Source organism: Nonomuraea sp. NPDC003707 (genome assembly GCF_053587055.1).
The window spans coordinates 269,867-282,469 of sequence record NZ_JBSFNK010000013.1 but is presented as its reverse complement, the minus strand read 5'-3'; the positions used below and the strand labels follow the sequence as shown (position 1 = coordinate 282,469).

At 66.5% G+C, this 12,603-nt stretch carries 16 protein-coding genes; 9 read left to right on the top strand and 7 right to left on the bottom strand.

Translation table 11 applies throughout. The annotated features are described in order from the left end of the window. Window positions 1–396: 396 nt before the first annotated feature. Window positions 397–1,347: a pentapeptide repeat-containing protein gene (locus ACWDRB_RS32175; protein ID WP_449900081.1), complete on the top strand. Its 951-nt coding sequence runs from the start codon at window positions 397–399 to the stop codon at window positions 1,345–1,347. Between the two features lie 265 nt (window positions 1,348–1,612). On the opposite strand, the gene ACWDRB_RS32170 is transcribed toward ACWDRB_RS32175, so the two are convergent. From ACWDRB_RS32170 to ACWDRB_RS32155, 4 genes are all read right to left on the bottom strand, one after another. After that, the gene (locus ACWDRB_RS32170) at window positions 1,613–1,909 is read right to left on the bottom strand and encodes a hypothetical protein (RefSeq protein WP_449900084.1); all 297 of its coding nucleotides are present in this window, start codon (window positions 1,907–1,909) and stop codon (window positions 1,613–1,615) included. 57 nt (window positions 1,910–1,966) lie between these two features. Then, complete coding sequence (locus ACWDRB_RS32165) at window positions 1,967–2,224, bottom strand: hypothetical protein (protein WP_449900017.1); 258 nt, start codon at window positions 2,222–2,224, stop codon at window positions 1,967–1,969. Window positions 2,225–2,369: 145 nt separating this feature from the next. Then, entirely contained in the window at window positions 2,370–2,792 is a 423-nt protein-coding gene (locus ACWDRB_RS32160; RefSeq protein WP_449900015.1) for a Rid family hydrolase, read from the bottom strand. 345 nt (window positions 2,793–3,137) lie between these two features. Next, the gene (locus ACWDRB_RS32155; protein WP_449900013.1) at window positions 3,138–3,461 is read right to left on the bottom strand and encodes a hypothetical protein; all 324 of its coding nucleotides are present in this window, start codon (window positions 3,459–3,461) and stop codon (window positions 3,138–3,140) included. Between the two features lie 102 nt (window positions 3,462–3,563). Between ACWDRB_RS32155 and ACWDRB_RS32150 the strand changes: the two genes are divergently transcribed. Beyond that, window positions 3,564–3,737: a hypothetical protein gene (locus ACWDRB_RS32150; protein WP_449900011.1), complete on the top strand. Its 174-nt coding sequence runs from the start codon at window positions 3,564–3,566 to the stop codon at window positions 3,735–3,737. A gap of 174 nt (window positions 3,738–3,911) precedes the next feature. Here the strand turns inward: ACWDRB_RS32150 and ACWDRB_RS32145 are convergent, their stop codons facing one another. Beyond that, on the bottom strand, window positions 3,912–4,385 hold the full coding sequence (locus tag ACWDRB_RS32145; protein ID WP_449900009.1) for a MarR family winged helix-turn-helix transcriptional regulator: 474 nt from the start codon (window positions 4,383–4,385) through the stop codon (window positions 3,912–3,914). Between the two features lie 101 nt (window positions 4,386–4,486). On the opposite strand from ACWDRB_RS32145, the gene ACWDRB_RS32140 reads away from it, so the two are divergent. The 7 genes from ACWDRB_RS32140 to ACWDRB_RS32110 all read left to right on the top strand — a co-directional run bounded on the left by ACWDRB_RS32140 (window position 4,487) and on the right by ACWDRB_RS32110 (window position 9,675). After that, window positions 4,487–4,729 carry a YceI family protein gene (locus ACWDRB_RS32140; protein WP_449900007.1) on the top strand — a complete coding sequence of 81 codons (243 nt, stop codon included), beginning with the start codon at window positions 4,487–4,489 and terminating at the stop codon, window positions 4,727–4,729. Window positions 4,730–5,592: 863 nt separating this feature from the next. Further along, the gene (locus tag ACWDRB_RS32135; RefSeq protein WP_449900005.1) at window positions 5,593–5,886 is read left to right on the top strand and encodes an SDR family NAD(P)-dependent oxidoreductase; all 294 of its coding nucleotides are present in this window, start codon (window positions 5,593–5,595) and stop codon (window positions 5,884–5,886) included. Beyond that, complete coding sequence (locus ACWDRB_RS32130) at window positions 5,883–6,386, top strand: SDR family NAD(P)-dependent oxidoreductase (protein WP_449900002.1); 504 nt, start codon at window positions 5,883–5,885, stop codon at window positions 6,384–6,386. The genes ACWDRB_RS32135 and ACWDRB_RS32130 overlap by 4 nt, the downstream gene beginning before the upstream one ends. A 205-nt stretch (window positions 6,387–6,591) precedes the next feature. Then, entirely contained in the window at window positions 6,592–7,056 is a 465-nt protein-coding gene (locus tag ACWDRB_RS32125) for a cupin domain-containing protein (RefSeq protein WP_449899999.1), read from the top strand. Between the two features lie 948 nt (window positions 7,057–8,004). Next, the gene (gene wrbA / locus ACWDRB_RS32120; protein WP_449899997.1) at window positions 8,005–8,622 is read left to right on the top strand and encodes an NAD(P)H:quinone oxidoreductase; all 618 of its coding nucleotides are present in this window, start codon (window positions 8,005–8,007) and stop codon (window positions 8,620–8,622) included. Window positions 8,623–8,689: 67 nt separating this feature from the next. Continuing rightward, window positions 8,690–8,899, top strand: coding sequence for a hypothetical protein (locus tag ACWDRB_RS32115; protein WP_449899995.1), 210 nt, complete (start codon window positions 8,690–8,692; stop codon window positions 8,897–8,899). Next, on the top strand, window positions 8,896–9,675 hold the full coding sequence (locus ACWDRB_RS32110; RefSeq protein WP_449899993.1) for an SDR family NAD(P)-dependent oxidoreductase: 780 nt from the start codon (window positions 8,896–8,898) through the stop codon (window positions 9,673–9,675). Before ACWDRB_RS32115 ends, ACWDRB_RS32110 begins: the two co-directional genes overlap by 4 nt. A 136-nt stretch (window positions 9,676–9,811) precedes the next feature. Here the strand turns inward: ACWDRB_RS32110 and ACWDRB_RS32105 are convergent, their stop codons facing one another. Beyond that, entirely contained in the window at window positions 9,812–12,205 is a 2,394-nt protein-coding gene (locus ACWDRB_RS32105) for a DUF4132 domain-containing protein (protein WP_449899991.1), read from the bottom strand. Window position 12,206: 1 nt separating this feature from the next. Further along, complete coding sequence (locus ACWDRB_RS32100; RefSeq protein ID WP_449899989.1) at window positions 12,207–12,335, bottom strand: hypothetical protein; 129 nt, start codon at window positions 12,333–12,335, stop codon at window positions 12,207–12,209. Between the last annotated feature and the right edge of the window lie 268 nt (window positions 12,336–12,603).

The following is a 12,603-nucleotide window of genomic DNA, read 5'->3' as shown; positions in this document are numbered from 1 at the left end:
AGTCGAGTTTCCGCACCCCACAGGCACCCTGATCCCGATCTATCGCTGCGCCGAGCAGACCGTAGCGTCAAGGGTGAACCCATCGACGCCTGGTATTCCGGCAAGGCCCACCAGCACGCCGGCAACCTCCAGGCACTGTCGGCACCCGGCGGACTTCCGTTGTGATCGCCGAGGTCGAACCCGGCTCCGTTCACGACCTCACGCGCCTCCCGGTGTGTTCGATGACGGCCAGGATGGAATTGGGCGATCCCGATGGGCCTTCGTGGGAGCTGCCGTCTGAAGACGCCCTCAGGCGGAAGCGGCCAGACAACCTGTGGCGTCTTATGACGAAGGTCAAAACCATCGTTTTGTAGGCGGACTGCTACCAGGCCGGTGTGCAATACCGCAGTGAAGATCATGAAGCTGAACCCGCTCAAGGCCCGGAGAGCGGGACGGCCATGGCTGGCGACAGCGGTCACGCTGGTGGTGCTCGCACTGGCGTACGTTTCAGGACAGTTACTGGCGGACTGGGTCCCGCAGGAATACGAGACATACGAGACCCCAGCGGTGTGGCCGCAGCTCACCCCAGGTGCTCCGGCGGTCATCATCACCGTCCTGCTCGCCGCCTGGGCACTGAGCCGGCAGACGATGGACCGGGCTCGGGCGAGGCGGGTGCCGGCGCCCACCGCGACAGAGCTGGCCGCGCTACCGGTCAAGGACCGCGAGGAGCTGCTGATCCAGCGCCAGCAGGCGCGCACCCAATGGATCAGCGGAACAGGTGTCCTGCTGAGCGTGGCCTTCACTGCGTTTGGCCTGATATACACCGCGCTGACGCTGGAGGCGACCCGCGAGGTACAGATCACCGACCGCTACACCAAGAACATCGAGCAGCTGGGCCCAGCCAAGCTCGACGTCCGCCTAGGCGCGATCTACGCGCTGGAACGCCTGGCCCGAGACTCCCCGCGCGACCACGACACCATCTATGACGTGCTGACAGCCTTCGTCCGCGAGCACGGTCCTGAGCTCAAAGCCAAACCGCCGGCGAAGCCAGCCACTGACATCCAGGCCGCCTTGACCGTCATCGGCCGTGGAACCGCCGAACCGTACTATTTGCCCCTTAATGCCGACCTCGGTGGGATCCGCGTTCCCGGCGCGAACCTGGTCAATTCAAATCTCATCGCATCGGATCTCCGCTTGGCTGACCTGAGCGGGGCGGACCCGAGCGAGGCGGACCTGAGCAAGGCGAACCTGAGCGAGACGGACCTGAGCGAGACGGACCTGAAAGGCGCGGACTTGAGAGGCGTCAGAGGAATGACGCCTGATCAGATCCGCCGGGTTGCCGTCACGGACAAAACCACTCGGCTCTGACGAACGATCAAGCCGCCCCCGACGCTAGGCCGGTGCGCGGCATGGTCTGTTTGGCGGTGCCGGATCGGGCACGTCGTCCAGCCAATGGGTTCGAAAAGATCTTGAGCTGTTCACTACGCTGGTTGCCATGTCCAGTCCCGAGGCGTCAAGACGCGCTTACGTTGCCCGTTGAGGGTGACGGTCGTGGGATCAGCCCCGGGCGCGGTGTCGGTGTTATCACCGGTCCGTTTCCTGGAGTCGCCCGCCCGCACCCGACGTGCGGCTCTCACCGCATCGAACGCTCCACGTGTTTTTCCCGGGGGTCAACATTGGTGTTCGCCTGTTTCGGGTCCCACGGGGTCGTGATGGTGTTCCCGCGGTAGCGGTAGCGGGTCACAGCGACTCCGGAGGCGCCGGTGAACACGACCCGGTTGTGGGCGAACCTCCACCCGACGTCGCAGAAGCGGCGTCGAAGCTCGGGCATTCCGATCCGGTGGGTCCCGCGTTCGTACTTGGCCCGTAACCAGCGCATGATCCGACCCCACGCATAGTGGTCGATCGCGTTGAATATGGCCTTGGACACCCGCATCGGAAGTATCTCGCCCAGCCCGTCAGCGCCCGGTTGATGCTCGTAAGCAATTCATCCGGCTGCATATGACGGGTTGACCTGAACGTCTTCGCCTTTGTCCTTGATCGCCTGGACAGCCTTCTTGGATGGCGTGGTGTAGACGTAGTACTTCTGCGTTCCACTGGTGTCGGCGCTGAGTTGCTGTTCCGGGACGGTGACCTGGTGACGCAGGGCAAGTATCTCCATGTCTTTGTCCCGATCGCTCATGGGCAGTAACCGCAGTGCAGCGAAAGTGTTCGTGACGGTGAGGTAAGCCAGGCGAAGGAGCACGGCCGATCATCATGCCGCACGCGTTCGCCTTTCCTGGTGGCTGGAGTTCGTGTCGCCACGCGAAGCCATCGCAGAGTCCTGACCTGGGCGGATGTGGTTGCCGGCAGGCGCAGTGCTACCGAGCCGCCGTGCTCGGCCCCGTCCATCAGTTGTGGTGGCCGACGATGGCCGTGACACGGATTTCGACGCGCATCTTCGGCGCCCCGAGGGCTTGGACTCCGGTTTCGGTCCAGATGGGCGCTCTGTCGCCCATGCGCTTGCCGAACTGCTCCACCATGACGCGATTGTGGACCTCGCCGATGAAGTGGGGGGAGTCGGGGATGTGGTACGAGTTCACGTGGGTGACGTCGCGCCACGTGGCGCCGGCGAGGGCAAGGGTCCGCTCGACGTTGTCGAATGCCTGAACGATCTCGTCCTCGAGTGACTCGGGGAAGTTCCAGTCGTCGTCCCACCCTCCTTGCCCCGACGTCTCAATGCGATCGCCGATTCGCACCGCCTGGTTGTAGTGCATATTGGCCAACTGCGTCTCGCCGTACCCGGGCGTGGCGAAGAACTCCGGCATGCTCATGGTGGACCTCCCTAATTAACTTCACATCGTCGCCTGCACCGACGGCGAAGACCGCCAGGCAGATCAACGACTACATCGACTGAGTAGCAGGTCAGGCGTTCGGCCCGTGGATGATGCGATGGATGGTGGAGCGACCGACGTCGCCTTCGGCGTAGCGGCCGCGGATGGAGTGCCGCGTGGGGGCGCGCGCCCGAGACGGATCTGCACCCTCGCAGGTCGCCGGGGTTCAGCACCGTCGGCTTGTTGGCCGCGACGATCAACGACCACGCTTCCGCTGCTGCTGGTGGCGTTGCTGCGCCTGCTGCGCGATCTCGCCGCCGGCCTTACCCCTCGATGGCCGTCCGGCTAGCTTCCTTCCGCGCCCAACTGGCGCAACAGACCGCGATTGTCGGTGCGTACCCACTCCTCGACGAGAGGACGGACGAAGGTGCCTTCGATCCAGGTCTGGCAGGCCATACGGTCGCCTTCGGCCACGACGATGCCACGCCGGATCGACCGGTCGTCGAATGCCTGGCGCACCGCCGCGAAGTAGGCATCCAACCCGGCGAAGTCGGATTCGAAGCCGTCCGGCCCATGGAAGCGGAACTTCTCCGTGTCGAAGTACGTTGCCGCCTCGGACAGATCCTCGCCCGACACCTCCAGCTCGCCGGCACGGATCAGGCGTGCCACGACCTCGTCCCTAGCGCATTGTTGTGTCATGGCGCCAGCCTGCCCCGCTTCACGTGCGGTTCACATCGGCGATAATCACCTAGTTCGTGCGGAGATCACCTAGTGCCATCCGCAGCATCCGATCCCGAGAACCTCGCAGGAGCGGTGCTGCTCCGCACCATCGACTTCTACGGCGACGACGGACCGTACGGGCACCTGCCGCGAGTTCCGCACGGCAAGCAGGTCCGCGACTTCGCCGACGGCTGGCGGGAGCATACGCCTGCTGCGGCCGGGTGAGGCCGACACCGCGCTCATGCTTGAATCGCCCCGGCTTTCGTGGAGGCTCCATCAAACTCGGCGCGGTTCAGTTCTTCGTACATGCGGCGTCATGAATGGCCTTGTTCATGCGCGTGGGCCGGAAGCGTTGCCGGCCGGGGCTTCGTGTGGCAGGTGGACGGATCCGGCGCTGTTTCATTCGGTTGCCAGGCCGACCCGGGTGCGCAACCGGTGGAAGATCTCGCCGAGCTGAGCCACCTCATCTGCGGTGAGTGCGTCAAAGACCAGGTGTCGTACGGCGCGTACATGGCCGGGCGCGGCCTGCTCGATGGCCGCCTGTCCGGTCTCGGTGATGCGGACGAAGGCGCCACGGCCGTCGTCGGGGCACCCCTGTCGGGATACCAGATCCCGTTTCTCCATCCGCGCGACGTGGTGGGAGACCCGGCTGCGCTCCCACTGCAATGACGTCGCCAGGTCGGATATCCGCATGCGTCCTTCGGCGGATTCGGTCAGCACGGCGAGTACTTGGTAGTCCGGGTTGGACAGCCCGGTGTCGGCCTGCATCTCGCGGTTGAGCGTTGCCAGAAGCTCCGCGTTGAGACCCATCCATTGCCGCCACATGCGCTGCTCGTCGTCGTTCAGCCACGGGATGTCATTCGTAACAGCCACCCGGGCAGTCTAGCAGTTAGGTGACACATCATGTATGGTTCATGTCATATAGGTGATGCGTCACCAAAATCGTGGCGCTCATGGATTTCAGGAGTTCCGACGTGACAAGCACCGCAACGACAACCGCTCTGTCCGGCCTGTCCGGCGACTACGTTCTCGATGTCGCCCACACTCGGATCGGGTTCGTCGCCCGGCACGCGCTGGTGACCAAGGTCCGCGGCCAGTTCAACGAGTTCGAGGGAGGCGTGCACATCGACGCGGAGGAGCACGGCAGAAGCACCGCGGACGTCACCATCAAGGTCGCGAGCATAGACACCCGCAACGGGCAGCGTGCACACCCGTGACCTCATTGGACTCGACATCGCTCCCCGGCCGGTCGGCGAGCTGCCGATCTGGGTCGGAAGCGGAGGCACTCCCGCCTCTGCATTCCGAGCGGGTTCACTGGGACTGCCCCTGGCACTCGGCCTGGTGCTCGGGCCGGTTGGCCAGTTCACCAGCGGGGTGACGAGGTACTACGAGGCGTTCGAGACCGCCGGCCATCCGCCGGTGAACGCGCGGATCAGCATCACCGCCCACGGCTATCGGCGCAGGGCTCGTTGGCGCTGCCGAGCCGCCGTGCCTCCAGCCGCCGTCCCGAGCCTCGTTCCATGGCCTGGTGCAGTTCCTTCAGCGTCAGCACATCCCCGACAACCCGCACGGTGCGACCGGCGGTCGAGGGGGCGAGAGCCGCTGCGGGCCACTCGGCAGTGTCGGAATAGGTGGAGAAGTCGACGGGCTGATCGCCGTCACCCCAGTAGCTGAAGGTGCCGGACTCCGTTCGAGTACCTCCTCCTGCAGTACACCTGGGCCGTGGTCACCGGGAAGGGCAAGCTCGACCCGCTCGACAACCACCACTACCCCGGCGTCAAGCCGACCAGCGCCGAAGAGTTCTTCCGGCAGGCCACGAGCTGACACCCGCCTGCGGCAAGCGTACGAACCGGCCACTCGAAAGACGCCCCGCACGCGGGCCTTCTCCTCTTGCCGAGATCCTTGCTCGCGACCGCCTGATCGGGTTGAGCTGGTTCGTATCTCTCCTGTTCCTGGTTGACGGGTGCCGAACAACCAAATGACTGTGCATCTTCTGCGCGGAGGACTTGAACCGCCGGTCCTGCGCACACCGCTGGTCCGGATCGACGGAGGCGATTTGTCTGAACACCGAAGGAATCTCATGGATCTTGAACTGTCCGGCCGCGTCGCCATCGTCACCGGCGCGTCCAGGGGCATCGGCCTGGCCATCGTCCGCACCCTGGCCGAGGAGGGGGCACTCGTCGTGGCCGCCTCGCGGACCAGGGCGGAGAAATGCCCCGACAACGTGGTGCATGTCTCCGCGGACCTGATGGATCCAGAAGCGCCCGCGCGGGTGGTGGCGCGCGCGGTGGAGGCGTTCGACAGGGTGGACATCCTGGTCAACAACGCCGGCGGACCCCCGCCCGGTGTGGAATTCCCCGGAGGGGGTTCATGACCTGCGATGACGCGGACTGGCGGACGATGTTCGAGTTCAACCTGTTCTCGGCCGTACGCATGATGCGCGCTGCGATGCCGGTCATGGTGGCTCGGGGCGGCGGCTCGATCGTGAACGTGTCCACGGTCCAGGCCAAGCAGCCCAGCGCCATGAACGTCGACTACGGCGCCGCAAAGGCCGCCGTGAACAACGTCACCAAGGCCGTCTCCGAGGAGTACGGCGCCCAGGGCATCCGCGCGAACACCGTCTCGCCCGGACCCACGCTCAGCGACGTGTGGACAAGGCCAGGCGGGGCCGCCGACGTGTTCGGCGCCACCTACGGGACGTCGAAGGAGGACGTCATCGCCCGGATCGTTCCTGAGACGCAGGGGCTGACCATCGGGCGTATGGCGCACGTCCAGGAGATCGCCGACGCGGTCGCTCTGCTGGTCTCCCCACGCTCGGGCAGCACGACCGGTGCGGGCTTCGCCATCAACGGAGGATTCCTGAAGCAACTGTAGTGCCATGGCCCTGGCGGGAGGTTGTGCGCTGGGGATGTGCCGCGCTGGTCAGCGCGGCTCCAGCGCGGTGATGTTGATCTGCTCCGCCCACGCTCGTCGCATTGGAATGCGTAGTCGAGGGAGCGAGTCTTAGGCGATTTCCGCCGACGCGAACGTAATGCCGCCGATGCGACCTTGAAGACATGACAAACCGAAAGGAGTTCGAATGAGCATTGGCCTCGTGCGTAACCCGGGCGACGGTTCCGTGTTCCGCTACTACCACAGTGAAATCGAGCAGGTCGTATCGACCACCGAGACGAATGGAGCAGTCACCGTCTCGCGTCTGAACATGGACCGCGCCGGCGCACCACCCCTGCATTCCCACAGTCGAGAGGACGAGAGCTGGGTGATCCTGTCCGGCCGCGTCCGGTTCTGGCTCGGGTCGACCTCGCTCGACAAGTGCGACGTGTACGACGCCGAACCCGGCGCCTATATTTACGCACCCCGATTTGTGCCCCACACGCTCCAACCGGTCACGACGACCGCAGAGATCCTGGTCATCAACAACCCCGGAGCCCTCGAAGGCTACTTCCAGTCGATCGGGGCCGACGACGAGCGCCACGACGCGGATCACGTCGACCTCCTCGCTGAGTATGGCGTGACCGTCCTCGACAACCCGCCCCCTGCCTAGGGCATCGGGTTCGGTGAAAGTGGGAGAGGCGGTCGTCCCATGAAGGCGGCCGCTGGGGCACCTTTCGCCATCCCCGAGAAGCGGAGTCGTAAGCGACGCGATTGCCGAGCCCGGACCGCTCACGGGCGGTTCAGACTCGGAACCTGCGCCTGCCGACGATTCCGTCCATGCAGGTCAAGCGGCATATGAGTATTCGTGGAGGATGCTGCCGAGCCGGTTTCGTTGGCGTATGTTCAGGTCGGTGATTCGCTCTGGATTCGTGATCAAGTCCGGGACGGTTCACGGCGGGGCGGCTTGGTACGGGGCTTGATGGTCTCGGTGCTGGTCGTCCCCATCTGATGACTGCCGGCGTCGCACTGAGCCTGAACGGCGGCGCGACATGGCCAACCGCCTGGAAGCCCGCAGCGACAACGTGTTCATCGGTATCAGGTGACAGCACTGCCGACGAAGCGAAGGCGCGACAGTATCTGAACGACACGATCTATCGCGCGAAACCAAATAGCCACATGGCGGGTGCGCGCCAACCGCCATATCCATTGAGCAACTCCGTCCGGGATCTTGAGGCCCCAAGGTCATCACCCTTGGCACCAGCACAAGGATCGCGGTAGCCGTGGGCGGTCGGGGGGCCTCGGGATCTTGCTTCGCTGAGGCGCACGACGTGATCCGGGCCGCACCGCGCCACAGAAGCACCGGTCTCCCAGAGAGCCCCACCTACCTCCACGCCGCCATGGCAGACCTGCCAACGGCACCTACATCCAGGATGGGGAGGTCCAGGCGCCTCCAGCCACGACGCACGCCATCACGATCTTCGGCAACGTTTCGCGGACTCACCCCCACATGCTCGCCCCGCACTCCCTCACACACGTCGATGCCACCGAATGTCCCGGCCGGACGCGATAACGGATGTCTCCGCCCGGATACCACCCATACGAAAGGCAAACCCCCATCATGACCCTCTCTGTGAAGCTCGCCGTCATCTACTACTCCTCCACCGGGTTCAGCGCCCAGATCGCCAAGGACATCGCCGAGGCAGGCGAAAAGGCCGGCGCGGAAGTACGTCTGCTGAAGACCGCCGAACTCGCGCCCGAGGCCGCGATCGCCTCCAACTCGGCATGGGCTGCGCACGCGGCCGCCAGCTTGGAGATCCCGGTGGCCACCCCCGGCGATGTGGAGTGGGCCGACGCTGTGATCTTTGGTACGCCGACCAGGTTCGGCAACGTGTCCTCCCAGCCGAAGCAGTTCATCGACACGCTCGGAGGCCTGTGGGCGCAGGGAGTGCTGGCCGACAAGGTCTACAGCGGCTTCGTCACCACGGCGACCAACCACGGCGGCCAGGAGACGACGCTGCTGGCCCTGTACAACTCCATCCACCACTTCGGCGGCCTGATCGTCTCACCCGGCTACACCGACCCGGTCAAGTTCGTGGACGGTAACCCGTACGGCACCTCTCACATCGACGCTCAAGGCAACAATCCCATCGGCGACCAAACCCGTAACGCCGCCCGCCACCAGGCAGAGCGCGTCGTCCGCATGGCCGCGGCTCTCAAGCAGGGCCTTGCCGCGTAACCACAACGCAGTGTCTGAGTTCAGGGTCTGAGGCGACAAATCGACGGCGGCACGATGCTTCTTTGGCTTGTCAAGCGAGGAGGCCGACTACCGGCCGTCCTACCGGTTCCTGGCCTGGTACATGAACCGCAAGGGCTACACCGTCGGCCATCACCACCTCGGTGACGACCAGCCCGAGGCCGTCGCCCAGCAGTACCACGCCGGACACACCTGGCTCCACCAGAGCCGCACCACCCCGGCCACTTCGGCCGATCCCCGAAAGGAACAGCACTCATGAGCAAGCTCGCCCTCGTCACCGGCGCCACCTCCGGCATCGGCAAGGCATTCGCCGACCGCCTCGCCGCGGAGGGCTACGACCTGATCATCGTCGGCCGCAACAACAACCGCCTCGAGGAGTTCGCCGACGCCCACCCAAACGTCACGGTCCGCACCGTCGCCGCCGACCTGTCCACCGACGACGGCGTCGACACCGTCGCAGAAATCTGCGCCAGTGAGCCGCTGACCATGCTCGTCAACAATGCCGGCGTCGCCCACTACATGCCGCTGGCCGAGCTGCCCGCCGACAAGGCCCGCGAGCTCGTCCACGTCAAGGTGGTCGCCCCTACCATGCTCACCCGCGCCGCAGTGGCTGGCATGCAGGAACGAGGCGAAGGAAAAATCGTCAACGTGGCCGGCATGATCGCGTTCAGCGGTCCCGCCGACAAGTCCGTCATGCCGCGCCGCGCCATATACGCCGGCTCCCTGGCCCACCTCGTGGCCATGTCCCAAACCCTCAGCGCCGAACTCGAGGGCACCGGCGTCCAGGTCCAGGTGCTGTGCCCGGGCGTCGTCGCCACTGAGTTCCACTCACGTCAGGGCCTCGACATGAGCGTCGTGCCCCGCATGAGCGCCGAGGACGTCGTCACCGCCGGGCTGCGCGGCCTCGAACTCGGCGAAGTCGTCTGCGCCCCCGGCGTCGAGGACACCGGCCTCCTCGACGCCGTCTTCGAGGCCGACCTCGCCGCCTTCGGCGGACAGAGCCCACGACTCGCCACGCGCTACCGGGCCAACTGAATCGCCGCCTCGTTCGGCTTCGACCCGCCCACGGGTACGTTCGACGCCCGCACCACTTCGCTGAACACCACGGAGGGCATCGGGCCGAAGTGGGTGCGCGACTGGAACCGCGCCTTCACCCTCAAAGGCATCGGGCCTAGGTAGCGACGAGCTGGCGGGTGATGCTGGGATCGCTGATTCTGGTGTCGTCCGCCAGCAGGAACGCCTTCGACAAGATGACCGACAACATTCCGCCGTCCTCCTCGAACGGGAGGAACACCGATGAGGCGGAGCGGTCGCGGCCCGGGACGATGCACAGGTAGGCGTCGTTCGGCTCCATCAGGATGTTGCCCGACCCCAGATGAATCCGATAGGTGCGCAGTTGCCCGCGCACGCGCAGGAACCGGTCGGTCAGCTCCACCCGGTCGGCGATCTTCAGCCGGGGCAACAGCCGGGCCAGCGCGTCCCGCCGCGTGCAAGCGGTCTCGCTCAGTTCGCCGAACCCGTACGACTGCCAGTAGCCGTCGTGCCCGGCCGCCGCCTGCTGGTCGAGCCCCAGGGACCCGACCCCCACGGCCAGGTCGGCGTCGCGCAGCAGCTCCGACAACACCAGCGGCGGCACTTCGGTGAGCGGCGCGTCTCCGGGAAGATCCACGTGGCGGAACCGGATCGCGTCGGTGGCGGCGCAGGAGGCCGTGCCCCAGGCGTCCCGCTCGGGGTCGGAGGCGACCCGCATGCCCCAGCTCGCCTGCCAGCCGGCGAGCGTCTTGACGGCCGCCCCAATGTCGCCGCCGCACTCGTAGTCCCAGTGACCGATCGACAGCCCGCTCCAGCCGCGCTGCTCCAGCAGCGCCTTGGCCTGCCCATAGCGCACGAAGTGGCCTTTGAAACGGTCGGAGTGGGTGCGGGTGCGCTCCTCGGCCGGGGTGAGCAGGTAGACCTCGCGGAACGCCTGCTTGAACGGCTGCCTGATCCCCCGCTCCAGCAGGTGGTCGCGCCAGCCGCGCACCCCCTCGGCGCTCTCCAGGATTGGGTGCCACAACCGGACGGGCGTGTCGGCGGCCGGACGCACGGATCCGCCGCTCGCGCCGGCCAGTGCCCAGCCGCCGCTCCTGACCGGCAGCCCGGCGAACCCGTCGGGGAGCCTCCAGATGAGGGCACGGGTGTAGGGGCCGGTGACCGGATGGTCGAAGAAGTACCGCTCGGCCTCCTGCCAGGACAGCTCCCGTTCGACGATGAGCATCTGCTCCAGGCGCAACCGTTCGGCGGCCTGCGTGCGTTTGAGGTCTTTCAGCGTGGCCTTGAGATCGGCGAGCACGGGATCCTTGCGGATGGACTGGGGCGCGGACTTGACGACGCGCCCGGACGCGTTGACGAACCGCAGCACCGGCCCGTCGACGTCGAGCCGGACGACGCAGTCGCCGGCCTGTTCCTCCCGGACCCCGTCAGGGCCGAGCCCGAAGGCCGGGACCGTCCGGTCGACGAGCTGTTCGTGGCTCAGCCCCTCTTGTACGGCCACCGCGTCGAGGGCATCGGACACCTTCGCCAGCAGGGCCGGTCTGCGCAGCTTGGCTCGCACGCGCGCGAGCACGCCCACCGTGTCGAGGCCGCCTCGCTTGGCCAGCACGTTCAGTGCGGCGTTGGCCAGTCTCTCGTTGCGGCAGACGGCAGCGCCGCCGGTGCCGTTGCGCCCGATGCCGCAGTTGATGGCGACGTCGCCGAGCAGCGTGGACACCCAGGGCGCGTCGATCACCTCACAGGTCCACAGCATGCCGCGCAGCGGGAGGGCGGTGTGGCGAGCGAGGAAGACCCTGCCGCCGGGCTCGCGGCTCTCGCGATGGGTGGCCACGCGGGAGAGGATCTCGCGCAGCACTGCCACGCCGTCGTCGGTGAGCAGCGTACGGACCTTGGCGAGCCAGGGTTCGCTGGGCCTGTGGGCCTTGGCCTTGCGCCAGTGTTTCAGCAGAGGCAGCACGGCGGGGTGAGCCAGCCGGGCGGCGTACTTCCCTGCCATGGCACGGCCGATGGGGTCGCCGTCCCAGACCAGGCTGCGCACGACCCCGGCCGGCCCGTGCTCCGAGGGCTCGGTCAGGACGCGCTCCAGGTCCTTGCTTAACGCGGCCCGGCCCGGGCTGCGGTGGGCCGGGTGCCACGGCGGCGCGTCACCAAGGATCTGTCGGCGCTCGGAGTATCCGAGCGCCGCGATGGCGGCCAGCGGAATCCGGTACAGCTCGGCGTGCCCGGTGTGACCGCAACTCGACAGCGCGTCGGCGATCTCCCACAGAGAACGCGTGTCCTCGAACGTCCAGGGGATATCGCCATCGGCCACCTCATGCACCAGCCGAAGCACCTCCTCGGAGTACTCGTGGCCGCCCTTGTCGCCCAGGCTGAGCCGCAGTTGCGCCCACATGCCGAACGCCCTGCGCCCGGCCTCGTCGGCGCCAGGCCGCCCGCCCGCGTCGTACCGGGCGAAGAGCTCACGCGGCAACCCCTCGATGCGGTAGTTGAGCAGATAGCCGTAGGACTGGGGAAAGTTGTCGAGGACGCCCATGTCAGCCTCCGGCCCGCGGCACGAGGCGGACGAGCTCGCGCGCCGGGCTCGTGTCGGGCCGAGCGGGAAGGGCGATCTCAACTGAGCACCTGGCGGTGGCGCTCTCGTCGCTGAAGGTGGCCGTGGCCATGGGGGGAGCTCCATCGTCGTCGGTCGGTCAACGTGACGGGCCATAGTTATCAACGGGCACCGACATTTAGCCTCACTCGTGGAGCTGCCCAAGGCATGCTTGGCAGTTTCGTAGAGTGTCCGGGTGGTTCTCCCAGTACGGCTTGCTTCCCGACCGGCAGACCTGGCCCGCGAAGCTCATGGACTCCTCTCTATTGATTGAACTTCCCCCCTTTCCCCGAACACTTGACCTGAGGTCACCCCCGATCGAATGCGAGCCCTTGCCGGCG

Coding starts and splice junctions, on each gene's coding strand:
- ACWDRB_RS32175 (WP_449900081.1), top strand. CDS start 397: ATGAAGCTGAACCCGCTCAAGGCCCGGAGAGCGGGACGGCCATGGCTG.
- ACWDRB_RS32160 (WP_449900015.1), bottom strand. CDS start 2,792: ATGAGCATGCCGGAGTTCTTCGCCACGCCCGGGTACGGCGAGACGCAG.
- ACWDRB_RS32135 (WP_449900005.1), top strand. CDS start 5,593: ATGGATCTTGAACTGTCCGGCCGCGTCGCCATCGTCACCGGCGCGTCC.
- ACWDRB_RS32130 (WP_449900002.1), top strand. CDS start 5,883: ATGACCTGCGATGACGCGGACTGGCGGACGATGTTCGAGTTCAACCTG.
- ACWDRB_RS32125 (WP_449899999.1), top strand. CDS start 6,592: ATGAGCATTGGCCTCGTGCGTAACCCGGGCGACGGTTCCGTGTTCCGC.
- wrbA (WP_449899997.1), top strand. CDS start 8,005: ATGACCCTCTCTGTGAAGCTCGCCGTCATCTACTACTCCTCCACCGGG.
- ACWDRB_RS32110 (WP_449899993.1), top strand. CDS start 8,896: ATGAGCAAGCTCGCCCTCGTCACCGGCGCCACCTCCGGCATCGGCAAG.
- ACWDRB_RS32105 (WP_449899991.1), bottom strand. CDS start 12,205: ATGGGCGTCCTCGACAACTTTCCCCAGTCCTACGGCTATCTGCTCAAC.
- ACWDRB_RS32100 (WP_449899989.1), bottom strand. CDS start 12,335: ATGGCCACGGCCACCTTCAGCGACGAGAGCGCCACCGCCAGGTGCTCA.